Below are 25,659 nucleotides of genomic sequence, written 5' to 3'. Positions count from 1 at the left end.
CGGACACTCGGTGTCCGCGACGCGAGCCAGAACGCTTGGGTCAAATGATCGAATCAACGTCCAGCGGGTAATGCTTACCGACGGAGTACCCGTGAGCACCTCTGATTAATTCGATATCGATCTCCTCACTCGGAGCCATGGCCAGTTGCACGGCGACGCTGTTCTGTGGATGTTCGTGCCACCGGGCTAAACTTTGCGCCAATCGTTCGGGTTGCCCTGACAAGCTTCCATAAACGTCTTTTTCGTTGACCGACGCGGTACGCAGTGTGGCTAGACGAGCGCGTGTGGTGTGTATCTTCTCGATCTCGCGGGCAAGTGCAACATTAACGGGTTTCTCGCTACGCCTATTTGGTGCCGATCGTGCCGCCAGGTTACGGTTTTCTTCACGTAACTGCTGGGTAATCCGTTCCAGTGCACTACTTACCCATTCATATTCGAGCTTTGTCACTAAGGTGTCTCCAGTAGCCTGTGCTTGCTGCCAGCGGCGCAAGGTAGCCCAACAAGCGGGGATATAGCTGGGGACCATGAAATGGTTTCTAACGTCGAAGAGTTGAGACAGGAATGAAGCACGATCCGGCAAGCCGCGCTTATGGTGAAGGGCTATTTCGCAGGCGGCGTGTTGAGTAATGGTGTCGCAACTGGGGGTCCAAAGAATCGAGGATTTCTCCCGGCGACCGAGTTCCACCGGCAAGAAATGTTGCAAGACACCGTGGTGTTCGTAGGCCTCGCCCGTCCAGTTGGTTATGCCCGCCACAAACACCGACAGGCCGAGCGGCACGTTGGTGAACATCAGTGCCGTGCCGGCGCCATATATACCTACTCTGGTGTTCATCCAACTGCCTGGCAAACTGGGTACCGGGTCGTTGTGGTTGACCATGCGATAGTGCACCAGAGGCTCGGCGTTTTTTATGAACGTGGAATCAGCGGCACGGGGTGCGCCGTAGGTATAGAGCTGGAGGTTGTAGCTTTCATGTCTACGACGCAGCATCTCACAAAGCAATAACGCCACTGCGCCTCCTAGGCTGTGGCCGCAGATCAGCAGTTTTTGCCCTGCGTAGAATCTGTCCAGATAGCTCGTTACGAAGGTCGCGGCGTGTTTGGCGGCTCTATAGAAACCTTGATGCACCTGGCCGGCACCTTCTTCAAAAGGCACTTGGAGCGCATCGGCGTCGCGCAGGCCGTCGGCGAATTGCTGGGTTCCACGCACTGCAATCAGGATCAATTCGTCGTTGTGGGTGATGAAGGCTTGAGTGTCCGTGCTGTCTTGCTTGTCGGTGTCGTCGAAAAAATGAATGTTGGCGGGATGTTCCTGATGTTCACCTGACTCTGGATCGTTGGCCGCGTAAAGAGTTGGGTCGAACGGAACGATCTCCAGGCGCTTGGAGTAGGGCACGTCCTCGTACAGAGGGTAGAAGTCAGGTTCTGTTTGCTCTGGATAGAGCTTCCAGATCTCTTCGAATTTAGCCAATGCATCCGCGAACCAATTACCCACGCTCGGCTGTTGGGTGAAACTTACCGGTGTTTCTATCGGCGATTTGTCAGGTGTCTGGCCGAAGGGACAATAGGTCAGGGTCGACATGAGCGCCAGTTGGTATAAGTTGAGCGCGCAGAACTCGGGAGCGGTGGACAGCATGGGCCGCAACGCCCGCAGTGGGCGTACCTCCAGCACGGTGTGCCTTTGGGGCATCAAGGCAACACCGAACTTGCCATGTTTGCCCATGAGTCTTGCGGGGCCCGGACCGAGGGGGTAATGACGGTTCACCTCTGGCGGTAGATGCGTGACATGTTGGACCAGATGGCGCACTTCCACCTGGAAAAATTCATCGGTGCCGGTTTGCGCGGGTTTTTCTCGGGTGCGGGCGGCGTTGCTGTTCAGGAAGCGTGTTTGTTCGGCGCGAACTTGCAGTTCGGTGATTTTTAGGGGGTAATGCTTCCTGCTAATCAGCTGGTTGTACCCTGCGTCGTTGCCTTGATAAAGATCAGTAAACGCAAGGGCAATGGGCCCTGCACAATGGTTAGCCACTTTCCCCGCCCCATCAATGCCTAGCCGGCCGTGATATTCAAGCCCTTCGGCATCAATCGCTGTATAGGCCAGTCCCGCATACGGTTCGCCTGAACCGAACTCGTCAGTGAGTTGAAAAGTGGTCCACTGGTCTTGTCGGGGGCAAGAGACCATTCTTCCACCTAACGAAGACATCATTTCCTTATCTAAAACTGCCATTGAATCCTTTCCTTATTCGATGCATCCAGGGTAGACGGAGCAGATACGGCCGTCGGGTAGTTGGAATGTGCTGAAGTCTTTAAAATTGCCGTGACAAAAAGCATGTTGATCTTCAAAGCCCTGGCCCATACAGCGTTTATATCCGCTCTTGAACTTCACCCATTTACCGGTGAAGTAGGGTTCCTCCTCCGGCGCCAGGGAAATTTTCATCTTCACGGTCTTGCCTGGTAGCTGTTCGAGGGTGTACGCGGCGAAAGGATGCCCGTGTCCAGATTCGCCGAGTGGGTTGGTTTTTTTACAATCGAGGATTTTTCTGAGAAGGCGCGGCTTTCCTGAGGTACGGAAAAACCATTGGCACTGACCATAAAAGAGGCTTTCTCCCGCTGGGTTGAAAGTGCCCTTGTATGTGTCTTCCAGCTCATCGCGAATAACGACGTTGGCTGTGTCATGGCTCATATCGCTCCAGCCTTTGCCATAGGCGGAGTTGATTGTGAGTTTGATGCGATTGATCACCAGCGGACAGCCCTTACGGGTGGTTCGAATAGTGATCCGGGAGTCAGGTATGTATTCCTTTCGCCACTCTCTGTTAAACACGGGGGCTTTGTTGTCCCTTTTCTCGACGGTGCAGCTCTCACCCCTGGCGGGGGAGTAGTACACCACCGCAACGTAGGCAAAGTCGGGCGGCAAGTCAGCGGTAAAGATGAAGGTATTCACCTGTTCCTGGGCGCAACCGGCCGTTATCGCCAGGCATAGGCCAAGGTTCATCATCCGCAGGTGATCGTTCATTGCGGCGCACCTCCTTGCCAAACCTGCGCCGCCAAGCGCACTCGTTCAAAGTGTTCATCGGGATTTTCACCTGGGCGCGCTTGCCAGTGCGGCGCCAGCTCCTGGGTGGGTGCTTGCAGGCGATGGGTGAGCAAAAACGCCAGAGGGTCGGGCGCCAGCCAATTCCATTCCTCGGCTTGTTCAAGCGTGGCGCGCAACCATGTCTGCGGATCCTGTTGCTCGGCGAGCTGAGCGTAGGCCTGGAGATGTTCGGCCAACAAAAAGCGATGGGCATTGATCAGGCGAGTTTTCATCGCTTGCTGTTGAGCAAGTGGTAGCTGTAGCCAAAGAGGAAAATCAGGCACCGCAGTAGTGCCCGGCGCCGGGTTATCCGTGCATTCCCAACTGGCGCCCTGCCAATAGCACACGCTGATCGCCGGCCCGAGATAGCCCGGGTAGGCTTCAACGGGCAGATGCCTGAGCGCCTTGGCCAGTACTCGATTGTCCTGAAAGCGATACAGTGCCTGATGCGGGCGATCTCCGATGATCAACCGTTTACGCCAGTGTTCCACAAACATGGGCATGTGCCCTTTGGGAACGCTGGCAAACCACCCCCAGTCACTGTCCGGGCGCATGAGTAACTCGTTGATATTTTTGTCGCCGGGATCGACGGTGAAGACAAACGGCCCCGCATCAAAGAGATCTGCGACCAACGTTTGCCCATAGACACTGAGGTACTGGTGAGGACGGCTGTTCTTTAGCAACGTCTGGCGTATCTGGCGCTCATTTTCGGAGTCCAGAACGAGACATAAACTGTGGCCGAGATTCTGGTGTGTGAGTAACCATTGATAAGGGCGCGAATGAGTCATGCAGCGGCTTCCATTGGGCAGATACGCTCCCGGCAGGCCTCGCAGATAGGGCAAAAGTCGGACCCCAAGGCTTTACTGGTCGCCATCAGGGCGCGTTGAGTAGGCGCAAGCAGCGGGAGCTGATCCGGTAACGTTGCCAGGGAGGGTGCTAATCCGGGCTTGAATGACGGGGCGGTGGCACCGGACAGTGGTGATCCACCGATCTGGATTTCACTGCTGCTATGGATACCGCTGTGGTCGATCACCAGATGTTGGCCACCGGCATTCAAACTGAGGGTTGCGCCTGCCTGGAGAACCACATGGGCGCCTGCCTTGATATGGACTTGCTGTCCGGCCTCAACGACCAGTGTTTGTTCAACGCTCGTGTGCCGGTTGGCGACACGCAGATAATCGTTGCCTCCAATCAGGTTTACGCGATCGGCAGCCGTCGTTCGATGCTCGCCGGCTTGCAGTACCGTGGTGCTGTTGCCCTTGATAATCTCTCGTCGTTCGTTGCCAACCTCCAGACGACTGTCGTTCTCAACCTTCTGCTCCATATCGCGCTGGGCATGCAGGGAGATCAGCTCCTGACCCACGCGGTCTTCCAGATGCAACTCATTGAAGCCCTTGTTGCCTGGCGAGCTGCGAGAGCGAAACACCGTGCGGGTCTTGTGTGCAGGCAGCGGGTAGGGCAAAGGGTTGACGCTGTTGGTCAGGCATCCACTGATCAAAGGCTTGTCGGGGTCGCCCTCCATAAAGGTCACCAGCACCTCCATGCCCACCCTTGGAATCGTGACACCTCCGTAGCCGTTGCCGGCCCAACTGGACGCAACTCGTAACCAACAACTGCTACGGTCATTGAGATGACCTGCGCGATCCCAGAAAAACTTGACCTTGACGCGACCATAGGGGTCGCAATGGATGTCTTCGCCTTCAGGACCAGTGACTATGGCGGTCTGGCTGCCCGATATGTGTGGTTTCTGATGAACCCGCTGCGAACGGTAGGTTGCATCCCAAGGTGTGGCAATGAAACGATTGCGGTAACCCTGATAGAAGTCGCCTTCATTCGCGGAGGGGGTGTAGGTGAGGTTTTCTTCCAACACTTGCGGTTGCCTGCCTTGATGATGCACTTCGGTCAGCAGCCAAAGATCATTCCATTCCTGGCGAGGGTGCCCGTTCAATGCCAGGAAGTGTCCCGTCGCCAGCTCCGGTTGATTACTTTTACCTTCAGCCTGGCGGTAGTCGGCACGATGCCGTTCCAAGGCTCGCCGACTCAGTAACCTACCGCGTTTGTCCTGAGCAAAATCGGCGGGGTAATCGTAGTCTTCCAAGTCTGGCCAGATGCTGTCGCTGTCTGGATGACAGCCGTTCTCCAAAGGAAATGCCGCCTTCCTGAAATCGTAATTACGACGAGTGACCCTGCTGGGTCGTATCTCCAATCGAAGATCAAAACGCTGGATGACCGGTTCGTCGTTAACCAGGTCCCTTTCGTGCCTATACACAATGGACCGTTCCAGCCGGCGAAACACCGTTTGATCATCGCCAAATACCAAACGATGGTCCGATGCACTGTGCTGGAAGTGATAATGCAAGCCTTCTTCGTGACACAGACGCTCAATGAAGTGTAAGTCAGACTCGTGGTACTGCACGCAGTAATCACGTGGCGGATAGTTGGAGTTTAATTGGAAGCTATGAGCGTCCGCGAGAATGCCATGTTCTTTTAAGATTGACGAGATGATTTGCGGGACATTTATGTGTTGGAAAATCCGTTGATTAGTACGGTGCTGCAAATAAGCCAGTCGCGGAACCAACCTGATCGTGTAATGAGCCAGGCGCTCCCCGAACTCACTTTGTACAACGCGATAAATTAGTCCATGTACACCGCGACCCTGTTTGTTTAATGCAAGAAACGCTCGTTTATTTAATAAATGTTCAAGGTCCATATTCTTTCGCTCGCTGACGAGGTCAATATCGAAAGAATAAGCCGTACTAACGGCTTCATAACCATTGAAGGCCAAGACCTGTAGATCATGGTCGAGGTCAGGGATCGAGAGGTGAAAATTGGATAACTCAGTAGTGGAGTGCATCAGTTCATCCTTGGGTAATGGCTTCGGCTCCTTGTTTCATTGAAGCAGCCCCTGATGCCCGACAAGGTCTGAAGCTTAAAAAAAGAAAAGGTTGTAGGAAATTTCTTCGAGATAAATGCATCGGCGTCCAGAAACTATTTGAAGTAACTTAAAAGTTGACTGGGCGGCATGTTTTCGTAGGCAAATGTGGTGGTGGAGGAGGAAAATTCCGATCGTTCGATTTGTTCTTATTCTCTTGCGAAAGGAGAAAATTCCTACTTTTTTGTGTTCCGTATTTTGGCATTCTTTGCGGCATTCGAGTGATTGGAGAACGATGTAAGAGTTTGTGTTGGAGGGGCTCGATTGTATTGGGTGAAAATCCTAGAAGTGAAATCGAATGCTGATCTTAAATAACCATGCTGCCCTAACTACTTTACCTCCCTAACTGAATTCCCTGAATCGAGACGTGAATGCCGTATTCCGGAAAACTGCCCGCCCATTATCTGGCTCTCGCCGAGTCTCCTGTGTCTGCAGAGAGTTTCGCCGGTGCGGACGTGCGTTTTTCTAATGAATACGAAGCGTTGGAAAGCGAGCTGGGTAAATCCCAGTCGATGCATCAAGGCGGTCAGGTCGATTGGCTGAAAGTACTTGAACACAGTGAAGCCCTGTTGCGAACCCAGTCGAAGGATCTGCGCGTAGCCGCCTGGCTGACATGGGCGTTGTATCAGCGTGAATCTCTACAGGGGTTGCTTGCCGGCCTTTGTGTCCTGCAATACCTGTGTAAAAACCATTGGACCGAGATCTACCCGGCCAAGGCCCGAACCCGCGCTGCGAGCATCAATTGGTTGGTGTCTCGCCTGGAGCAGGTGATGGTGGATGACATCGCGATTGGGGACCAACTGACGTTGTTCCGACATCTGGTGGAGCAACTGGAAGGCCTTGACGCCGCTTGCACCGCTCACTTGGGCGATGAAGCACCGTTGTTGTTGCCGCTGTGTCGGCGACTTAGAAATATGATCCGGCGCGTTTCTGACAATCGACCACAATCCGGCGTGGTTGGGGATGTAGCGGTTAAGGTGGAGCAAGCGGCAACACAGTTGCTCGCAGTCGGTGTCGTGATAGAGAACGAAAAAGAGGCCCAGAAGGCCCTACGAGTGCAGCAGGAAGGCGCTCGTATGTTGTGCACCTGGTGGCTCAAACAGAAAGCGACCGACGTTCGCGCTCTTCGTCTGAATCGCACGCTGATTTGGCTGCCCATCGACGCTTTACCCGAGCGCAACGCTGAGCAGATTACGTCTCTACGCGGGCTGCCTACGGACAAACTCAAAAGTTATCAGGACAATCTCCAACAAGGCCATTTTGCGGATCTGTTGTTGGAGATTGAAGGTAGCCTGGCGAAGTCCCCGTTTTGGTTCGACGGCCAGCGACTCGCATGGGAGTGCCTGCAAGGCTTGAACGCTGAGCTGGCCATGCGTGAAGTGGAAATCCAATTCGCATTGTTCATTCAACGGCTAGCGGGGATTATCGATCTTCGTTGGCATGACGGCGCGCCGTTCGCCGATCCGGCTACCCGAGCCTGGATTGCTGCCCAGGTCATGCCTCATCTACAAAACCACACCCTCCAGCCCAAAGCTGATGTCACCCGCAATCAGATGCTTTGGGAGCTGGCTCTGGAGGAGGCTCAGTTGGTCCTGCGTCAGGGGGGCCTGAAACCCGCCATCCAGATGCTCAAACAAGGTATGCAGAACGCTCACGGTGCGCGCGAGCGGTTCTGCTGGCGTTTTGCGATGGCTCGTTTGTGTTTCTCGGCCAGGAAATACGAACTTGCCAAGGTCCAGCTTGAAGCCCTCGATCAGACGCTGCAGAACTCGGACTTGAATGCCTGGGAGCCCGATCTCGTGTTGCAGGTGCTGCATCTGTTGCACAACTGCTGTGAGCTGCTGCCCCAAAACCATGCAGTGCGCGAGCGCAAGGAAGAGACCTACCGCAGGTTGTGTCACCTCGACCTCGAACGGGTCATTGAATAGGCCCTAGGCCTCAATCGTTAGGAGAAAGTCATGGCCAAAGAAGGCTCGGTTGCCCCAAAGGAACGCATCAACGTCACCTTCAAACCCGCTACCGGCGGAGCTCAGGAAGAGATCGAGTTGCCGCTGAAGTTGTTGGCAATCGGTGACTACACCCGCCGCAAGGACGAACGCAAGGTTGAGGATCGCAAACCGATCAGTATCGACAAGATGACCTTCGACGAGGTGCTGGCTAAACAAGAGTTGAGCCTGACGCTGAGCGTGCCAAATCGTTTGCAGACCGAGAGTGGGACAGAAGAGCTGTCCATGCATCTGCGCGTCAATTCGATGAAGGACTTCAACCCAGCCAACCTAGTCGATCAAGTGCCTGAGCTGCGGAGGCTGATGGAGTTGCGCGACGCGCTGATGGCCCTCAAAGGCCCCCTGGGCAACGCACCTGCGTTCCGCAAAGCCATTGAAGGCGTACTCGCCGACGACGAATCGCGTGCACGTGTACTGGGTGAGCTGGGCCTGAGCGCCGAAGCCAAGCAATCCTGAGTCCCTATCAGTCAAGGAAGCCTCCACTATGAACACCCGAGCAGCGCAGCAAAAGAACAGTGAATACGGCGGATACAGCATTCTCGACAGTATCATCGCCGAAACCCGCCTGACCCCGGATGACGAAGCCTACGACATAGCCAAGCGTGGTGTGTCGGCGTTCATCGAAGAACTACTCAAGCCGCAAAACAGTGGCGAGCCGGTCAAGAAAGTCATGGTTGACCGCATGATCGCCGAGATCGATGCCAAGCTAAGCCAGCAGATGGACGAGATTCTTCATCACCCGGCGTTTCAGGCGCTGGAGTCGGCGTGGCGCGGTTTGCAGTTGCTGGTCGAGCGCACCAACTTCCGTGAAAACATCAAAATCGAGATCCTCAACGTTTCCAAGAATGATCTGTTGGACGATTTCGAAGATTCGCCGGAGGTGATGCAGTCGGGGTTGTACAAGCACATCTATACTGCGGAATACGGCCAGTTCGGTGGCCAGCCGGTGGGCGCAATCATCGCCAACTACTACATGTCCCCGAGCTCACCAGATGTGAAGTTGATGCAGCACGTGTCCAGCGTCGCTAGCATGTCCCATGCGCCGTTCATTGCCGCCGCCGGCCCAAGGTTCTTCGGTCTGGAAAGCTTCTCCGGCTTGCCGGACCTGAAGGATCTGAAAGACCACTTTGAAGGTCCGCAATTCGCTAAGTGGCAGAGCTTCCGCCAGTCGGAAGACGCTCGTTACATCGGCCTGACCGTGCCGCGCTTCCTGTTGCGCAATCCATATGACCCGGAAGAAAACCCGGTCAAGTCATTTGTGTACAAGGAGACCGTAACCAATAGCCACGAGCACTACCTGTGGGGTAACACTGCGTACGCATTCGGCACTCGCCTGACCGACAGTTTTGCCAAATTCCGCTGGTGCCCGAACATCGTGGGTCCTCAAAGTGGAGGGGCGGTCGAGGATCTGCCGCTGCACCACTTCGAAAGCATGGGCGAAATTGAAACCAAGATTCCCACCGAGGTGCTGGTTTCCGACCGCCGCGAATACGAGTTGGCGGAGGAGGGCTTCATTTCCCTGACCATGCGCAAAGGGAGTGATAACGCCGCATTCTTCTCCGCCAGCTCCGTGCAGAAGCCCAAGTACTTTGGGATCAGCGCCGAGGACAAGCATGCAGAGCTCAACTACAAGCTTGGCACCCAACTACCGTACATGATGATCGTCAACCGCTTGGCTCACTACTTGAAAGTGTTGCAGCGGGAGCAACTCGGTTCGTGGAAAGAGCGCACCGACCTTGAGCTGGAATTGAACAAGTGGATCCGCCAGTACGTCGCCGACCAGGAAAACCCAAGCGCCGAGGTTCGTGGTCGTCGTCCACTGCGTGCTGCCCAGATCACTGTCAGCGATGTGGACGGCGAGCCGGGCTGGTATCGCGTCAGCTTGAACGTGCGCCCGCACTTTAAATATATGGGGGCCGATTTCACCCTCTCGTTGGTTGGCAAGTTGGATAAGGCATAAGCGGGCGTCGTCTATGGCTGGATATGGCAGTCTTTTCGAGCGCTTGAACGGCGATGCTGAAAAACGTTCAGGTTTGAGTCGCGATGTCTGCGCTATGGCTTCTGTGGCTGCACATCTGGCCAAGATGCTCAGCACCCGTGTGGGTAGCGTGCGGACGTCTCCCGATTATGGAATGCCGGATCTCAATGACATGCGCTTGAGTCCTCACGATGCCCGGAGCCAAGCCCGTACGGCGATCAAGGCGCTCATCGAGTCCTACGAGCCACGTCTCAGTAGTGTTTGTGTTGCGTCAGTGCCAAGTAGCGCTGATCAGCTTCGGCTGTCCTTCAATATCGACGCTTTGCTGGTTATGGACGGTGGCAAGCAGCAAGTGAGTTTTACCGCGTGCCTGGACGGTCGCGGCCAAATCAAGGTCAGCCAAGGATAGCTATCGATGTCGTTCAACCATTACTACCAGAGCGAGCTGACCGCACTTCGCCAACTGGGCAGGCGTTTTGCTGAGCGCAACCCGGCATTGGCGCCATTCCTGGGGCACGCCGGGCGTGACCCGGACGTGGAGCGGTTGTTGGAAGGGTTCGCCTTTCTGACAGGGCGCTTGCGCCAGAAGCTCGATGACGAACTGCCGGAACTGAGCCATTCGCTGATGCACCTGTTGTGGCCAAACTACATGCGGCCCTTACCGGGGTTCAGCATATTGCAGTTCGATCCGCTCCAGCGATCCGGCCCTGCCATTCGGGTGGAGCGTGACACGTCGGTCGAGAGCAAGCCGATCCAGGAGGTACGCTGCCGTTTCCGTACGTGTTACCCGACCGAAGTGCTGTCGCTGGACCTTACCGGGTTGAGCTACTCGATGCAGGGCGATGGTTCGCTATTGAGCCTGCGTCTGGAGATGGGGTGCGAGGGGCATTTGGGTGAGTTGCAACTGAGCAGTCTGCGACTGCACCTCGCCGGTGAGCGTTATATCAGCCAGATGCTCTATCTCAACTTGTTGCGCAACCTCAAAAGCATCGAGCTGATCCCGCTGAATGGCGCTGGCATGCCCTTGAACATTGGAGATGGCTCGCCCCTAACCTTCAGGATCGGTGCCGACCGTGTCCAGCCAGTAGGGTTTGCCGAAGAAGAGGCCCTGATTCCCTATCCGCTTAATACCTTTCGCGGCTATCGTTACCTGCAGGAATATTTTGCCTTTCAGGACAAGTTCCTATTCGTCGATGTCCATGGGCTGGACGTTCTCAGCGCGTTACCGCAAGAGACCCTCAAGCAGATGCGCGGCCTGGATCTGCGCTTCGATATTGGCAAGTGCGGTGTCCAGCGGCTGCGTCCGACGCTGGATAACGTGAAGCTTTATTGCACACCTATCGTCAATCTGTTCACCCATGATGCGCAGCCGATCCGTCTGGATGGCAAACAGGATGAGTACCTGCTTCTGCCGGCCAGTTATGACCGGGAGCACTGCGGTGTGTTTTCTGTCGAAAGTGTCATCGGCTGGAACCCCGGCGGTTTGGGTTATCAGCCCTATGTGCCGTTCGAGTCGTTTGAACACGACTCAAGCTTCGAAGCGCCCCATCACCGGCCCTATTACAGCGTCCGTCAGCGTCTGTCCTTGCTGCACGGCGGCCTGGACACCTGCCTGGGCTTTGATGTTCGGCACGCTGAGCCTCATGAGACCCTGTCGATCGAGCTGATGTGCACCAATCGAAACCTGCCGCAGCAACTGCGTCTGGGTGACATCGACCAACCCGGTGAAGGCAGCCCTGAATCGCTGAGCTTTCGCAACATCAGCCCGGTCACTCCGAGTTTTGCCCCTCCGCTCAACCGCGACTTCCTCTGGAAGTTGGTCAGCAACATGTCACTCAACTATCTGTCGTTGGCGGACGTGAACGCCCTCAAGGTGATTCTCGAAACCTACGATTTCCCGCGTTATTACGACGAGCAGACGGAGAAGGTCAGCAGGCGTCTGCTGGACGGACTCAAATCGATCAGACATCAGCACGTCGATCGCCTGCATCGGGGGTTGCCTGTTCGTGGCTTGCGCACAGAGCTGACCATCGATCCACAAGGGTATATCGGCGAAGGCGATTTGTTCGTTTTCGCCTCGGTCCTTAACGAGTTTTTCTCGCTATACGCCAGCCTCAATTCGTACCACGAACTGCGGGTGAGCAGCACTCAGGGAGAGGTGTATCAATGGACACCCCGCATGGGTCAGCAGCCGCTTCTCTAAGCGCGCTGACGCAAGGGATACGTGAGTACTCGTTGTTTCAGGCCGTGCTGCTGGTCATTGATCGGCTGCGTGAGTTCTGCCCGTTCTTGAACGATGAGGAACTCTACGAGCGTCTGGAGTTTCAGGCGAATCCAAGCCTGGCATTCCCTGCGAGTGATATCGATCGTGTGGAGTTTTTTGAGGAGCATGGGCAGGTACGGGCTCGTTTGTGTCTGAATCTGATCGGTTTGGTGGGCACAGGCTCGCCGCTACCGGCGTTCTATGGTGAGCAGGCCCTCGGAGAGGACGGGAACGGCAATCCGACACGCCAGTTCCTTGATCTGTTTCATCATCGACTGCATCGGCTGATGCTGCCGATTTGGCGTAAATACCGCTATTGCGCCAGTTTTTTGAGCGGTGCCGACGATCCATTTTCCGAGCAATTATTTGCGCTGATCGGCTTGGGCGGCGAAGAAATCCGCAAGTCCACTCAACTGAACTGGAACCGCTTGTTGCCGTATCTGGGTCTGCTGAGTCTGCGGGTTCATTCGGCGGCGTTGATCGAAGCCGTACTGCGTTACTACTTCAAGCACGCCGAGATGAACATCGAGCAGTGTGTTGAACGCTGTGTGGACATCCCGGATGAGCAACGCAATCGCCTTGGAAGCTCCAATAGCCTGCTGAGCGCAGACCTGGTCCTGGGAGAGCAGGTTCGTGATCGCAGCGGCAAGTTCCGGATCCATATCCACGAACTGGATTGGCAACGTTTCCATGAATTTCTGCCCATTGGAGTCGGTTATCAGCCGTTGTGCTCACTGGTGCGTTTCACCCTGCGTGCCCCCCTTGAATATGACATCCGTCTGGTCCTGCGCCAACGAGAGATACGTGAACTGCGTATCGGTGAAGGGAATACCTGTCGCCTCGGCTGGACCAGCTGGATGGGGCAAGAACACGCCGATGGTGTAGTGACCCTGGGCAGTAAAATTCATTTGGAATGGATGACATGATCAACGTAGATCTACAGCAACTCATTCAGGCGTTGGACGCCGATACGCGCAGGGACTTGGAGCGTTCTGCCGAGCGCTGCGTGTCTCGTGGCGCCAATAAAGTCCTGGTGGAAGATCTGTTGCTGGGATTGCTGGAGCACCCGCAGGGTCTGCTCACGCATGCCTTGCTGGATGCCCGGATAAGCGCCAGCGAACTGAGCGCCGCCCTGCAACCGCGGATTGAACACGGCGCTTCGGATAATCCGGTATTCGCACCTGAGTTGGTGCAATGGCTACAAGATGCATTGCGAGTGGCCGATCTCGAGCTTGGGCAATGCCAGGTCGGGCAAGCCGCTTTGATCCTGGCATTGCTGCGCAATCCGGATCGTTACGCAGACAGCCCTTATCAGGCATTTCTCGCTCGGATGAACACTGGGCGCATAAAGGCGCTGCTCTTGTCGCGAGGAGCCCAACCGAGTGCGAATCAATTGATCGCACCAGACGATTCCCTGCTGCAGCGCTTCACTCATAACCTGACCCAGCAGGCACGTGACGGCCATCTCGACCCGGTGCTTTGCCGGGATGACGAGATCAGGCAAATGATCGATATCCTAGTTCGTCGCCGCAAGAACAATCCGATCGTGGTCGGCGAAGCGGGAGTGGGCAAGACTGCCATTGTCGAAGGGCTGGCCTTGCGCATTGTCGGCGGGGAAGTGCCGTCTGTACTCGAAGCCGTTGAAGTGCTGTCGTTGGATATGGGGTTGCTGCAGGCCGGAGCCAGCATCAAAGGCGAATTTGAGCGACGCCTCAAAGGTGTGATCGACGGGATCAAAACTTCACCTAAGCCTATCGTCTTGTTCATCGACGAGGCTCATACGCTGATCGGCGCGGGCGGTAACGCCGGCGGCTCCGATGCGGCCAACCTGCTCAAGCCAGCCCTGGCGCGAGGTGAGCTTTGCACCATAGCGGCTACCACCTGGACTGAATACAAAAAATATTTTGAGAAAGATCCGGCTCTGGCCCGGCGTTTCCAACCCGTGCGAGTGAACGAACCTACCGTCGGTGACGCAGTGACGATTTTGCGGGGGCTGGCTAGGGTTTATGAGGCCAGTCACGGTATCTACCTGCGAGATGATGCGGTGGTCGCTGCAGCACACTTGTCGGCCCGCTATCTGGCCGGTCGTCAACTGCCGGACAAGGCTGTCGATGTGTTGGACACTGCCTGCGCTCGAGTGCGTATCAGCTTGGCTACTGCACCGCAAAGCCTTGAGCGATTGCGGGGTGAATTGGCCGAAGGCGAGCAGCAGCGCCAGGCGTTGCGACGTGACGCAGAGGCTGGCCTGTCGATTGATATTCCGCAACTGGCGGCCCTAGAGACACGTCTGATTGTAATTCAAGACGAGTGTCAGGTGCTGGAAGCTCGCTGGACGGAGCAACGAACGCTGGCCGAACGCCTGCTGTCGTTGCGTCAACAATTGGCCAGTACGCGCTCAGCGGCGTTGGATCAAGCGCTGAGAGTCGAACCCCTGGAAGCGTTGTTGCACGAGACCCACAGTGCGTTGATGGCTGCGCAGGTTCAAGAGCGCCTAGTCAGTTTCGAGGTTTGCCCGCGACTGGTGGCCGAGGTAATCAGCGCCTGGACGGGGATTCCGCTGGCGCAACTGGCAAGGGAGCACAACGCGAGAGTCGCCAGTTTTTCTGCTGACTTGCGCGCTCGCATTCGCGGTCAGGAGCAGGCCGTGCAGGCACTTGATCGCGCAATGCGCGCCGCCGCTGCTGGTCTGAACAAATCCGATGCCCCGGTGGGCGTGTTTCTGCTGGTGGGACCGAGCGGGGTCGGAAAGACTGAAACAGCGCTGGCCATGGCCGACCTGCTGTATGGCGGCAGTCGCTTCATTACCACGCTCAATATGGCAGAGTTCCAGGATAAACATACCGTCTCGCGGCTGATCGGCGCGCCACCGGGTTATGTCGGTTTTGGCGAGGGCGGCATGCTTACGGAGGCGGTGCGGCAAAAGCCCTACTCCGTGCTGTTGCTTGATGAGGTCGAAAAAGCCGACCCGGATGTGCTGAACCTGTTCTACCAGATATTCGACAAAGGTCTGGCAAATGACGGGGAAGGGCGAGAGATCGATTTTCGTAACACCCTGATTCTGCTGACGTCAAACCTGGCCAGCGAACTCATCAGTGAGCTATGCGAAAACGGCGTGCAACCGAGTGTCGAGCACCTCGAAGCAACCATTCGCCCGATACTCAGTAAACATTTCAAACCGGCACTGCTTTCGCGCATGTGTGTGGTGCCGTACTACCCGGTGAGCGGGCCGGTATTGCGCGAGCTGGTGGAAATCAAACTGGATCGCTTGGGGGAGAGGCTGCTTCGTCGGCAACTGAGGTTCAGCTATTGCGAGCGCGTCGTTGATCAATTCGTCGAGCGCTGTACCCGCAGCGACAGTGGCGCGCGGCTGATTGACCATTTGCTTGACCGACAACTAATGCCGCTGGTTGCCGACCGCTTGCTCGCGGCCATGGCGAATGGTGAACAATTGCGACACGTACACGCCACGCTCACCGGTGAAGCAAGCGTAATTTGCGAGTTCACTTGATGGGCACGATGTTCAAGCAGATTGCGCAACCGCTGGCCTGCGCTGAAGCCCTTCTGGCGCAGTTTTCCCGCCTGTCGCGGGCGGTGGATGATGCTGCATTGTCGGCCGATTTCATCCTGGGTGTGGCGAGTCTCAGTGGCTGCGAATTGGCGCAGTTGTACGTGTTTGACGCTACTCACTCTCGCCTGGAAATGCACACCGAATGCCTGGAAGGCCAACTGCAGTTTCGTGAGCGCAGCAGCCTTCCTACCGATTACAGCGATGAGCAACTGTTGCAGTTCGCCTTGGATCAGAATCGCGTGGTGTGTCTTGGCACATTGAGTGGCAGTCTGCACAAAATCAGTTTTCTGCCGACGCGGGCAGTTCCGTGGCAGTCGCTGCTCTGCGTGCCTCTCGTCACTCAGCAGGAAACCGTAGAAGGTCTGTTGTTGTGCGCTAGCGATCGGCACATGGACCTGCATGGGTTTGCCGAGCCTCTGGGGGACCTTGGGGTGTTCGCCCTAAACCGGATGCATCAGTTACAGCGTGTGTCCCGTCCAACCCGGCCCGTCCCCACAAAATTGCCCGGCGCAGGTGGCTATGGGCTGGTCGGCAACAGCGCGGCAATGCGCCAGACCTGGTCATTGATCAGCAAAGTCCTGCACAGCCCTTACACCGTCCTGCTGTGTGGTGAGACCGGTACAGGCAAGGAGGTGGTGGCTCGGGCGATCCACGATTGCGGTGGGCGGCGCTCCAAGGCGTTTATCGTCCAGAACTGCGCGGCAGTTCCCGAACATTTGCTGGAGAGCGAGCTGTTCGGCTATCGCAAAGGTGCTTTCACCGGGGCAGATCGGGACCGCCCAGGGCTGTTCGATGCGGCCAACGGAGGCACTCTGCTGCTCGATGAAATTGGTGACATGCCGTTGTCCCTTCAGGCCAAGCTACTGCGGGTGTTGCAGGAGGGAGAGGTCCGTCCGCTGGGGTCCAACGACACCCACACAATTGACGTGCGCATCATCGCCGCTACGCATCGCAACCTGAAACAGTTGATGGAGGAGGGCAAGTTCCGCGAGGACCTGTACTACCGCCTTGCTCAGTTTCCGATCCAGTTGCCGGCGTTGCGTCAGCGCGACGGAGACATCCTAGAGCTGGCGCGGCATTTCGCCGACAAGGCTTGCACGTTCTTGCGACGAGATCCGGTGCGCTGGTCCGACGCGGCGCTGGGCCACTTGGCTGCATATGGTTTTCCCGGAAATATCCGTGAACTCAAAGCCATGGTGGAAAGAGCCGTGCTGCTGTGTGAGGGCGCAGAACTATTGGTCGAGCATTTTGCTTTGCACATCGAAACTCCTCCAGACCAAAGCCACTTAAGTTTGCGTGAACGGATGAGGCAAATCGAACGTAAGTTGCTGATCGATTGCCTTCGCAAAAACGCCGGTAACCAGACGCTTTCCGCCCGCGAACTCGGTTTGCCGCTGCGCACACTGCTGTATCGCCTTGGGCGCCTGAAGATCTGTCGCAGGGACTTCGATGAATGACCCTCGCTCTTGTTCACTCCTGCCTATCCCTGTCTGCTCCTTTCACTTCTGGAGATTTTTTTCCATGTCTGTCTATTCCCGGCAAACCGTCCTGCTGACCCTGGCGGTGTTACTTGGCCTCGGCGGTTGCAGCGGCAATTACAAATTCAATGACAGCAGTTATCGCCCACTGGGCGATCCGCAGGCGGTCAATCGCGGCAAATGACCACAAGGAGCTCATCAATGGAACTTGTTTTCGAAGTATTGAACGCCAGGCAGTTTGTCGCGGTGCAGTTGTGCCAGAAGACTTTCGGACCGGCCGGCGGCGTGATCGGGCGGGGCGAGGGCTGCGACTGGGTTATTCCCGACCGGCAGCGATTTCTGTCCAAGCGTCATGCACAGATCAGTTTCCATGAAGGTGTGTTTTTTCTCACCGACATCAGTGGCAACGGCGTGACCGACAGTGAAAGTGGTGTGCGGCTGCCCAAGGACGAGCCGGTACGTATCAAGGACGGCAAAGCCTACGTCCTGGGCGATTTCGAAATTCGGGCCCGGTTGATTTCCGGCCCTGCGAGCAGCCGTGCTGAACCCCAGCGTGCGGTACCGGCCGGCAGTCTGATCCCTGACGACATGTTTTTGGATCTAGACCCGCTGAAGGCCATGGATCAACGAGAGCACCTGTTTTCTGATATCGATAATCTGATAAACCCCGCAGCGGTCCCGTCCGACACCCTGGGGCGTTCGGACTACGCTCGTATCGATATGGAAAGCCTGCTGCTGCCGGAACTGGTCGACGCCGTGACCACACCTGAGCCGGTCACGGCCCCACCGTCCGGCGCGTTGGAACCCTCAAACGATAGTTTCTGGGAGCGTTTCGGCAGCGCGCTGGGCATGGATCTCAATAGCCTGGACGGAGAGGCCCGCGAAGCCTTGGCGATCAATGCTGCTCTGCTGCTCAAGCAAAGCGTCAAGGGTTTGCAGCGGAGTCTGCGGATCCGTTCGGAGTTGAAAAACGAACTGCGTCTGGCCCACACCGTCGCCGAGGGCGAGCAGAAGAACCCGTTGAAGTTTGCCGACGACAGCCATCACGCGCTGCAGATGCTGTTGCGGTCGGATAAGCCTGGTCAGCTGTCGGCCGAACAAGCCGTCGCTCGAGGATTTCGCGATCTACAGGCCCATCACGTGGCCTTGCTCAGTGCCAGTCGCGCGACCTTGCGTGCGACGCTCGAACATTTTTCACCCCGGCAATTGATTCTTCGTCTGGAGCTGGGTGACAAGCCACTGGTCAATACCTCGGGCCGCTACTGGAGGGCTTACGGCCGCTATCACCAGTCCCTGTGCCAGGACGATGAGTGGACCGAGCGTCTGTTGGCTCGCGACTTTGCCCAGGCTTATGAAGAACAGATTCGTTTAATTTCCACTCTGCACAACGATCGCCACGGATGATGGATATGTCTCGCTGCATGATGTTTTTTCTCCGAAGTTTGACAGTGCTTGTCACTACGGTGCTGTTGGCCGGATGCGCCTTTCTATCGCCATTTTCGACGATAACCAAACTCAACCTCACGCTGACTGCCACTGATCAACTCAATCCGGACCTCAACGGGCGACCGTCGCCGGTGGTGGTGCGGTTGTTTGAACTCAAGCATCCGGTGGCTTTCGAGAGTGCGGATTTCTTCAGTCTGTACGAGCGCGCCAGGGAAACCCTATCGCCCGATCTGGTTTCCAGCGAAGAACTGGAGCTGCGTCCGGGTGAAACCATCGAACTCAGGCTCGGCATCGTGGGGGGCGGTCATTATGTCGGCGTGCTGGCAGCGTACCGCGACCTGCCGCGAACCCGATGGCGCTACACGCTACCACTCGCCGCGGCGCACGTGACCGAAGTGAACCTGACTCTCGATCAGGAAGGTATCGCCAGCACCCTTGAAAAAACAGCCAAGGTAGATGACCGATGAATCACGATAAAGTCATCTGGCAGGAAGGCATGCTGCTGCGTCCGCAGCATTTGCAGCACAACGATCGTTACTTCGATCACCAGTTGAAGGTCCGCACCCGCTTGTTGGCCAGTTATGCATGGGGTTTTCTGGCGCTGGAAATCGATGCTCAGTTTCTTGGCATGGGCCAGCTGGTGGTCAGCCACGCTTCGGGGGTCCTGCCGGACGGCAGCTTGTTCGAGTTGGGTGGCAACGCCGAACCGCTGATCTTGGAGGTGCCGTCCAATACCCGCAACATGTCGATCTACCTAGCGCTGCCGCTGGTGACCGGCAATCACATAGAGGCCCGCCGCCCAGAACAGTCTGATGTGTTGGCCCGCTTCACGACCTATGAATCGCGGGTCACCGACTCCAATGCGGGAGATGCTAACGCAAGCGTGATCAGTTGTGGTCGCGCGGACTTGCGCCTGCTGTTGGGCGAGCAGCAAAGCGACCAAGCGTTTGTGAGGCTCAAGCTCTGTGAGGTACTCGACGCGACGTCCGATGGAGTGATCAAGCTCAATCCAGACTTTGTTCCAACGTTTATCCAGGCTCGGTCATCCAGTTATCTGCTGTCATGCCTCAAGGAAGTCGTCGGCATGCTTGCTCATCGGGGTGACAGTCTTGCTGATCGTGTTGGTACCAATGGCAAGACGGGGGGCGCACAAGTCGGTGATTTCATGATGCTGCAGGTGATCAACCGCACCGAACTGTTGTTGCGTCATTATCTGGAGCTGGAACAGGCGCATCCCGAAACGCTATACCGCGCGCTATTGGTTCTGTTGGGTGATTTGGCGACTTTCTCCAGTGACAACAAGCGCCCGCCGCTCAACAACCGCTACCAGCACAATGATCAGGGCGCGTGCTTTCGAAGCCTGATGCAAGCGATCCGCCAGATGCTGTCGATGGTGCTTGAGCAGCATGCTATCGAGCTGCAATTGCAGGTGCGTCAGTACGGGATCATGGTCTCGCCGATACCGGATCTTTCGTTACTGGACTCGGCTTCGTTCGTATTGGCGGCAAGTGCCAACTGCGACGGCGAAGCTTTGCGCCATCGCTTGCCTTCGCACCTGAAGGTCGGTCCGGTGGAACGCATTCGCCAGTTGGTCAACCTGCATCTGCCTGGCATCAAGATCCGGCCTTTGCCCGTGGCGCCGCGGCAGATTGCGTTTCATGCCAACAAAACCTATTTCATCCTCGAGCCCAGTCCCGAAGACCTGGCTCAACTCAAGCACTCTGCGGGCTTTGCTTTCCATGTTTCCGGGGAATTTGCCGACCTTGAACTGAATTTCTGGGCCATCAGGAACTGAACGAAATGGATAAGGAAAATCCTCAGGACGAAACAACGGTTCTGCTCGATCATCATGGTCAACGCCCCGGCTCCGGGCCATTGACCGACGCTACACCACCGCCACGTATCGAACAGTTGCAAGATCGAATGGTCTACGCCGCTCACCTGTCGCCGTCCCGGACATTGAATGTCAGCCTCAATCCACTGGTGGCGGCGGCATCCGGGTTGCTGTCGCAAGTGGTGCGGCTCAAACACGGACGTGATCGAGAAGATCTGCAAACGCTCAAAAGGGAACTGACCTGGGGCTTGGAACAGTTCGAAGCCCGGGCCTTGCAAGGTGGTGTTGAAAGCAGCCAGTTGGTCGCCGCCCGTTACGTGCTGTGTACAGTGATTGATGAAGCGGTAGCTACCACGTCGTGGGGTCATGGGAGCGGTTGGTCGCAAATCAGTCTACTCAGTACCTTTCACAACGAGACATTCGGCGGAGAGAAAGTCTTCCAGTTGCTCGATCGCCTGTCGAAAAATCCCATCAAGCATCTGCCGATGCTTGAGCTGCTGTACTTGTGCCTCTCCCTGGGTTTCGAAGGCAAGTATCGGGTTCAGGCCCGCGGAGTTCTTGAGCTCGAAGGTATCCGTGACGCGCTTTACCAAATGATCCGTCAGGCCCGAGGTGACACCCCTCGTGAACTGTCACCCCACTGGGAAGGCCTCGATGGTGTACCTCGCACTCCGATGCGCATTGTCCCGGCCTGGACTGTGGTGGCCTTCACCCTGGTATGTCTGGGGGTGATGTATTGGAGCTTCGCCTGGGTACTGGACGAACATCGCGAAAGCGTACTGCAACCTTATCAATCGCTTGAGCCGGTCACCGCTCAGCCGCGACCTTAAACAGGGACGTCTCATGAAATCGTTTTTCCGAAAAGCCGGTGCTTGTGTGCGTCGAACCTGGGTCTGGACGTTGCTGCTGGTATTTTGTGCGGGGTTGTTGGTCTGGTTCGTCGGACCGCTGCTGGCGGTCAATGATTACAAGTTTTGGTCGACCCCCACGACACGGCTGTTGTCGATCAGCATCTTGCTACTGGGTTGGGGGCTGGGCATGGTTTTCGTTAATGGGCGAACCGGCGCGACCCTGAGAACCAAGGAGGTCATCAGCGACCGGGACGCCATTCGGCGCCAGACCCGCATTGACGATGAGCAACGCGAACTGCGCTCGCGCTTCAAGCAGGCGTTAAGAACGCTGAAAACCTCACTTTTTTATTCTGGTCGTGGCGGGCGCTGGCGAAACGAACTGCCTTGGTATTTGCTGATGGGGCCGTCCGCTGGTGGCAAGACTAGCCTGCTGGATCGCTCGGGTCTGGAATTCCCCCTCAACAGGCATGAGCAAAAGCCGATGACTGATGTATCGGCCACCCGCAGTTGCGACTGGTACTTTACCAAGCACGCCGTGCTGGTAGACACGCCCGGGCGCTACTTGAGCCAGGAGGATTCCGATGCCGACGCCAGCGCCTGGGTGGCTTTGCTGGAGCTGCTGCGCAGACGTCGCCGCTATCGGCCCTTGAATGGCCTGCTGATGGTTGTGCCCATCGACGTCCTGCTGCTGGCGCGTGAGGATGAGGTCGCTACGCTGGCCTGCCAGATTCGTGGCCGCTTGCAGGAGGTGCAACGTAGGCTGCACGTTAATGTGCCGATTTATCTGGTCCTTAGCAAAGCGGACAGCGTGCCTGGCTTCAACGAGTTCTTCGATTCGCTAACTCGCGAGGAGAGCGACCAGGTGTTGGGCGCGAGTTTCAACCAGGACCAGCGCGGTAACGATGTCGCGGTGTTGCAAGCCGAATTCGAGGCGTTGCTGAATCGCCTCAACGGCCAGGTGCTCATGCGCATGCATCAGGAACGCGACACTCGACGCCGTAGCCAGATCCTTGATTTTCCCCATCAACTGGGGCATATCGGTGCCAGCTTGCGTCTGCTGGTCGAACTGGCCTTCATCGGTGATGTCTGCCAGTTACGCGGGTTCTACCTGACGTGTGCCTCCCCGCCAGCCTTTGGCAGGGGCTCGGTCGTCCAGGGCGATGCCAGTCTACGCAGTACGTCTGTGGCACCTGGAGGACGTTCGCGATTTGTCCAACATTTGCTCAGAAAGGTGATTTTCCCGGAGGCCGACCTCGCCGGCCTCGATCAGCGCGAAGGCAGACGTATTCATTGGGGCCAGCGTGTTTTGTACCTGGGAGCGCTGGCGGTCCTTGGGGGGGGCGGGTTGTTGTGGGCGAATGGTTTTTCGGCCAACCATGAGCGTCTGGAGAGCTTGCGTACGTTGGCGCAACGTTGGGATCAACAGCGCTCGACCCTGGTGGCCGGTGATGACACGATGCTCAAGTCCCTTGATATCCGTTACGAGGCCACGCGGGTTTTCCCCCATGACGGGGAGGTACCGTTGTACGAGCGCGTCGGTCTGTACCAGGGCCAAGCGAGTAATCCAACGGTAGTCGGGGCTTACGAGCGTGAATTACAAGCTCACCTGCTGCCTCGGGTCGCCCAGATGCTTGAGGCGCATATCCGCGGCAATTTGAATAGTCGCGAACATTTGCTCAATAGCTTGCGCGCGTACTTGATGCTTAACCTGCAGGAGCGTCGCGACACTGCGTGGCTAAAGGATCGGCTTGCCAGCGACTGGTCGCTGCGTTACGCCGGCAATACGGCGGTGCAGGATGGCTTGAATGCTCACTTTCAGCGTCTGCTTGACCAGCCGTTCACCTATTTGCTTGATGAGTCGCTGGTGGCCAGTGCCCGGGAGACTCTGCGCAGTGAGTCCCTGGCGAACGTCGTTTACCGAATGCTCCGAGAACAGGCCAGTCACCTGCCGCAATACCGTCTCAGTCAACATTTGGGACCACAGGGTACGTTGTTGGCAGGCACTGATCATGTGATCCCGGGGTTCTACACCCGCCAGGGGTACGAGCGATACTTTTCAGTTCAGGGTGCAACTCTGGTCACGGAGTTGCTGCGGGACAATTGGGTACTGGGCGAGGGTACTGGTCTTAGCGGCATGGACATGCGGCGTCTGATGATCGAAGTGGAGCAACTGTACTTCAGCGACTATGCCGACCAGTGGAGCGAAGCAGTTGGCCGGGTTACCCTACAATCGATCAGCGATATGGGGGAAAGGGCCGAGCAACTGGCCGGATTGACCTCGGCTCACTCGCCGATCCTGCGGATGCTGGTGCAAGTGCGTGAGCACACGCAAATCCTGAGCGTTGCAGAGCGTATCGATGATGTGAAGCCTGCGGTCGGAAGCGGTGGGAGTGCCGTGACACACATCGTTGCCATGACCGAGAAAACGGCTGGCTCCTTGGCCGAAAATTTGCCGGACACCGCGCAAAAATCATTGCGACGGCGTTTCGAACCACTGCACCGTCTGCTGGATCTAGATGATAGTCCGATGCCTGAGTTGACTCAGGCCTTGCTGGCGCTCGACGAAGTGCAGTTACAACTGGCCAACCTTGTCCGTGTTGGTGCACCGGAGCAGGCTGCGTTCGAATGGGCCAAGCGGCGCATGGGCGGTCAGCGTGATGCACTGAGCAACCTGCGCAGCGCCTCGGCTCGTTTGCCGCGTCCGGTCAGCCAATGGTTTTACGTTCTGGCCGAGGACAGCTGGCGCTTGGTGCTCAATGATTCCTACCGTTACCTGAACCAGCGCTACCAGAGCGAGATTTACAACTTTTACGGCAAGGCAATCAATAAGCGATATCCGTTCAGCGCTCACAGTGCCAGTGACGTGGCGGTCAACGACTTCCGAGAGTTCTTCAAGGATCAGGGCGTTATCGATCGATTCTTCGAGAGTTACATGCGGCCCTTCGTCAGCGGTCATCCTGGGCACTATCGCCTGCGCAGCATCGACGGCCAAAGCTTGCCGGTGTCCAAGGCCTATCTTGACCAGATGACGGCGGCGAACACCATCCGCCGGAGTTTTTTTGCCGAAAATCCGACCGAGCCGCAGGTGCAGTTCAAACTTGAGCCGTACACGCTGGATCCGGCTGTGAGTCGGGCCGAATTCCGTTTTGGCGACAAGACGCTTGAGTACCGTCATGGTCCGATCTTGCCTGTGACATTCTCCTGGCCAAGTGATGCCCAGGATGGGCGAACCGTCCTGGTGTTGGAAAAAATGGTCGGGCGAGGGGTGGGTATCGAGAAAAATACGGGGCCATGGTCGCTTTTTCGTTTGTTTGACCTGATGCAAACCGAGTACATGACCGGGCGCGACGTGCGCGTGCTCAAGGCAGACCTGGGCGGCTTGCGAGCCAATTATCTGTTAACGAGCCAACGCACCCCCAACCCTTTCGACACGAGTGTGCTGCGCACTTTTCGAATGCCGGTGCGGCTTTGATGCAGGCTGCGGATCGATGGCGCAGCGCCGCACGTACAGACCTTGGCAAGGTTCGGGTACGGAACGAGGATGCCTTTCTCGAATCACCACAACAGGGGCTATGGGTGGTGGCCGACGGGATGGGCGGTCATGCGCGGGGTGATATCGCAAGCCAATTGATTGTTGCCAATCTGGCGGAGTTGCCGCTGCACCTAGACCTCGACAAGCGTTCGAAAGCGGTGCGCCAGTGCCTGCGCTGGATCAATCGGCGATTGAATCAGGAACTGACTGTCACAGGACATCATTGCGCAATCATGGGCAGCACCGTGGTGGCATTGTTGCTGGAAGGCAATCGTGGAGCGTGTATTTGGGCAGGCGATAGCCGGTGTTATCTATGGCGCGACGGACGGCTTTATCAGCTATCCAGGGACCATTCACTGCAACAGCAGCTGGTTGACAAGCAACACATCGATATTCATGAGGCCCGTGTCCACCCGGCAGCGAAGGCGTTGACTCGCGCCGTCGGCGCTACGCAAGAGTTGAACCTGGAGGTTCTGGAGTTGGAGATTCATCCGCACGATACGTTTTTGTTGTGCAGTGACGGCTTGTATCAGGATCTAAGTGCACAAGCCCTGGGGGATGCGTTGAGCCTGGCTTCACCTCGCACTGCCTTGGAGTGTCTTTTCGAGCAAGCACTGCGTGGCGCTGCGAAGGACAACTTGACGGCGGTGGTGATTGGCCAGTGAACGAAGAGGGGAGCTACCACACATATTTCGCCTTCTCCA

The 25,659-nt window shown here is 56.7% G+C and carries 19 protein-coding genes; 15 read left to right on the top strand and 4 right to left on the bottom strand.

Annotated elements, in window-relative coordinates:
* Positions 1–40: 40 nt before the first annotated feature.
* From BMY45_RS16590 to tssI, 4 genes are read right to left on the bottom strand one after another with little or no spacing between them, the layout of a single operon-like run.
* On the bottom strand, positions 41–2,221 hold the full coding sequence (locus BMY45_RS16590; RefSeq protein WP_092399446.1) for a lipase family protein: 2,181 nt from the start codon (positions 2,219–2,221) through the stop codon (positions 41–43).
* Between the two features lie 12 nt (positions 2,222–2,233).
* Positions 2,234–3,007 (bottom strand): hypothetical protein, encoded by a 774-nt coding sequence (locus BMY45_RS16585; RefSeq protein WP_092399444.1) that lies wholly within the window; start codon positions 3,005–3,007, stop codon positions 2,234–2,236.
* Entirely contained in the window at positions 3,004–3,855 is an 852-nt protein-coding gene (locus BMY45_RS16580) for a DUF4123 domain-containing protein (protein ID WP_092399442.1), read from the bottom strand. The genes BMY45_RS16585 and BMY45_RS16580 overlap by 4 nt, the downstream gene beginning before the upstream one ends.
* Positions 3,852–5,921: a type VI secretion system tip protein TssI/VgrG gene (gene tssI, locus BMY45_RS16575; RefSeq protein WP_092399440.1), complete on the bottom strand. Its 2,070-nt coding sequence runs from the start codon at positions 5,919–5,921 to the stop codon at positions 3,852–3,854. Before tssI ends, BMY45_RS16580 begins: the two co-directional genes overlap by 4 nt.
* A gap of 449 nt (positions 5,922–6,370) precedes the next feature.
* Between tssI and tssA the strand changes: the two genes are divergently transcribed.
* From tssA to BMY45_RS16500, 15 genes are all read left to right on the top strand, one after another.
* Positions 6,371–7,927 carry a type VI secretion system protein TssA gene (tssA, locus tag BMY45_RS16570; RefSeq protein ID WP_092399438.1) on the top strand — a complete coding sequence of 519 codons (1,557 nt, stop codon included), beginning with the start codon at positions 6,371–6,373 and terminating at the stop codon, positions 7,925–7,927.
* 30 nt (positions 7,928–7,957) lie between these two features.
* On the top strand, positions 7,958–8,461 hold the full coding sequence (tssB, locus tag BMY45_RS16565; protein ID WP_092399436.1) for a type VI secretion system contractile sheath small subunit: 504 nt from the start codon (positions 7,958–7,960) through the stop codon (positions 8,459–8,461).
* Positions 8,462–8,489: 28 nt separating this feature from the next.
* A complete protein-coding gene (gene tssC / locus BMY45_RS16560) occupies positions 8,490–9,965 on the top strand; it encodes a type VI secretion system contractile sheath large subunit (RefSeq protein ID WP_092399434.1) in 1,476 nt (491 codons plus the stop codon).
* A gap of 13 nt (positions 9,966–9,978) precedes the next feature.
* Positions 9,979–10,392, top strand: a complete 414-nt coding sequence (gene tssE, locus BMY45_RS16555; protein ID WP_092399432.1) for a type VI secretion system baseplate subunit TssE — start codon at positions 9,979–9,981, stop codon at positions 10,390–10,392.
* Between the two features lie 6 nt (positions 10,393–10,398).
* The gene (gene tssF, locus BMY45_RS16550; RefSeq protein WP_092399430.1) at positions 10,399–12,186 is read left to right on the top strand and encodes a type VI secretion system baseplate subunit TssF; all 1,788 of its coding nucleotides are present in this window, start codon (positions 10,399–10,401) and stop codon (positions 12,184–12,186) included.
* A complete protein-coding gene (gene tssG / locus BMY45_RS16545) occupies positions 12,150–13,172 on the top strand; it encodes a type VI secretion system baseplate subunit TssG (RefSeq protein ID WP_092399428.1) in 1,023 nt (340 codons plus the stop codon). The genes tssF and tssG overlap by 37 nt, the downstream gene beginning before the upstream one ends.
* Complete coding sequence (gene tssH, locus BMY45_RS16540) at positions 13,169–15,754, top strand: type VI secretion system ATPase TssH (protein ID WP_092399426.1); 2,586 nt, start codon at positions 13,169–13,171, stop codon at positions 15,752–15,754. Before tssG ends, tssH begins: the two co-directional genes overlap by 4 nt.
* Before the next feature lie 8 nt (positions 15,755–15,762).
* Entirely contained in the window at positions 15,763–17,271 is a 1,509-nt protein-coding gene (locus tag BMY45_RS16535; protein ID WP_092399424.1) for a sigma-54 interaction domain-containing protein, read from the top strand.
* A 64-nt stretch (positions 17,272–17,335) separates the two neighbouring features.
* Positions 17,336–17,476, top strand: coding sequence for a type VI secretion protein (locus BMY45_RS16530; protein WP_092399422.1), 141 nt, complete (start codon positions 17,336–17,338; stop codon positions 17,474–17,476).
* A gap of 17 nt (positions 17,477–17,493) precedes the next feature.
* Entirely contained in the window at positions 17,494–18,696 is a 1,203-nt protein-coding gene (gene tagH, locus BMY45_RS16525; RefSeq protein ID WP_092399420.1) for a type VI secretion system-associated FHA domain protein TagH, read from the top strand.
* Positions 18,697–18,701: 5 nt separating this feature from the next.
* On the top strand, positions 18,702–19,205 hold the full coding sequence (gene tssJ / locus BMY45_RS16520; protein ID WP_092399825.1) for a type VI secretion system lipoprotein TssJ: 504 nt from the start codon (positions 18,702–18,704) through the stop codon (positions 19,203–19,205).
* Positions 19,202–20,533 carry a type VI secretion system baseplate subunit TssK gene (tssK, locus tag BMY45_RS16515; RefSeq protein ID WP_092399418.1) on the top strand — a complete coding sequence of 444 codons (1,332 nt, stop codon included), beginning with the start codon at positions 19,202–19,204 and terminating at the stop codon, positions 20,531–20,533. Before tssJ ends, tssK begins: the two co-directional genes overlap by 4 nt.
* Before the next feature lie 5 nt (positions 20,534–20,538).
* A complete protein-coding gene (gene icmH, locus BMY45_RS16510) occupies positions 20,539–21,402 on the top strand; it encodes a type IVB secretion system protein IcmH/DotU (RefSeq protein ID WP_092399416.1) in 864 nt (287 codons plus the stop codon).
* 13 nt (positions 21,403–21,415) lie between these two features.
* Positions 21,416–24,895, top strand: a complete 3,480-nt coding sequence (tssM, locus tag BMY45_RS16505; protein WP_092399414.1) for a type VI secretion system membrane subunit TssM — start codon at positions 21,416–21,418, stop codon at positions 24,893–24,895.
* Entirely contained in the window at positions 24,895–25,620 is a 726-nt protein-coding gene (locus BMY45_RS16500) for a PP2C family protein-serine/threonine phosphatase (RefSeq protein WP_092399412.1), read from the top strand. Before tssM ends, BMY45_RS16500 begins: the two co-directional genes overlap by 1 nt.
* Positions 25,621–25,659: the final 39 nt, after the last annotated feature.

Source organism: Pseudomonas sp. NFACC39-1 (assembly GCF_900110355.1).
Taxonomy (GTDB): domain Bacteria; phylum Pseudomonadota; class Gammaproteobacteria; order Pseudomonadales; family Pseudomonadaceae; genus Aquipseudomonas; species Aquipseudomonas tehranensis.
Note: the sequence above shows the minus strand (reverse complement) of the source record. Positions and strands in the feature narration are given on the sequence as shown.

Bases quoted from the DNA above. Each gene is read 5' to 3' on its own strand.
- tssB (WP_092399436.1), top strand. From the start codon at position 7,958: ATGGCCAAAGAAGGCTCGGTTGCCCCAAAGGAACGCATCAACGTCACC.
- tssE (WP_092399432.1), top strand. From the start codon at position 9,979: ATGGCTGGATATGGCAGTCTTTTCGAGCGCTTGAACGGCGATGCTGAA.
- tssK (WP_092399418.1), top strand. From the start codon at position 19,202: ATGAATCACGATAAAGTCATCTGGCAGGAAGGCATGCTGCTGCGTCCG.
- tssI (WP_092399440.1), bottom strand. From the start codon at position 5,921: ATGCACTCCACTACTGAGTTATCCAATTTTCACCTCTCGATCCCTGAC.
- icmH (WP_092399416.1), top strand. From the start codon at position 20,539: ATGGATAAGGAAAATCCTCAGGACGAAACAACGGTTCTGCTCGATCAT.
- tagH (WP_092399420.1), top strand. From the start codon at position 17,494: ATGGAACTTGTTTTCGAAGTATTGAACGCCAGGCAGTTTGTCGCGGTG.
- BMY45_RS16530 (WP_092399422.1), top strand. From the start codon at position 17,336: ATGTCTGTCTATTCCCGGCAAACCGTCCTGCTGACCCTGGCGGTGTTA.
- BMY45_RS16585 (WP_092399444.1), bottom strand. From the start codon at position 3,007: ATGAACGATCACCTGCGGATGATGAACCTTGGCCTATGCCTGGCGATA.
- tssC (WP_092399434.1), top strand. From the start codon at position 8,490: ATGAACACCCGAGCAGCGCAGCAAAAGAACAGTGAATACGGCGGATAC.
- tssH (WP_092399426.1), top strand. From the start codon at position 13,169: ATGATCAACGTAGATCTACAGCAACTCATTCAGGCGTTGGACGCCGAT.
- BMY45_RS16535 (WP_092399424.1), top strand. From the start codon at position 15,763: ATGTTCAAGCAGATTGCGCAACCGCTGGCCTGCGCTGAAGCCCTTCTG.
- BMY45_RS16590 (WP_092399446.1), bottom strand. From the start codon at position 2,221: ATGGCAGTTTTAGATAAGGAAATGATGTCTTCGTTAGGTGGAAGAATG.
- BMY45_RS16580 (WP_092399442.1), bottom strand. From the start codon at position 3,855: ATGACTCATTCGCGCCCTTATCAATGGTTACTCACACACCAGAATCTC.
- tssA (WP_092399438.1), top strand. From the start codon at position 6,371: ATGCCGTATTCCGGAAAACTGCCCGCCCATTATCTGGCTCTCGCCGAG.
- tssM (WP_092399414.1), top strand. From the start codon at position 21,416: ATGAAATCGTTTTTCCGAAAAGCCGGTGCTTGTGTGCGTCGAACCTGG.
- BMY45_RS16500 (WP_092399412.1), top strand. From the start codon at position 24,895: ATGCAGGCTGCGGATCGATGGCGCAGCGCCGCACGTACAGACCTTGGC.
- tssF (WP_092399430.1), top strand. From the start codon at position 10,399: ATGTCGTTCAACCATTACTACCAGAGCGAGCTGACCGCACTTCGCCAA.
- tssJ (WP_092399825.1), top strand. From the start codon at position 18,702: ATGTCTCGCTGCATGATGTTTTTTCTCCGAAGTTTGACAGTGCTTGTC.
- tssG (WP_092399428.1), top strand. From the start codon at position 12,150: ATGGACACCCCGCATGGGTCAGCAGCCGCTTCTCTAAGCGCGCTGACG.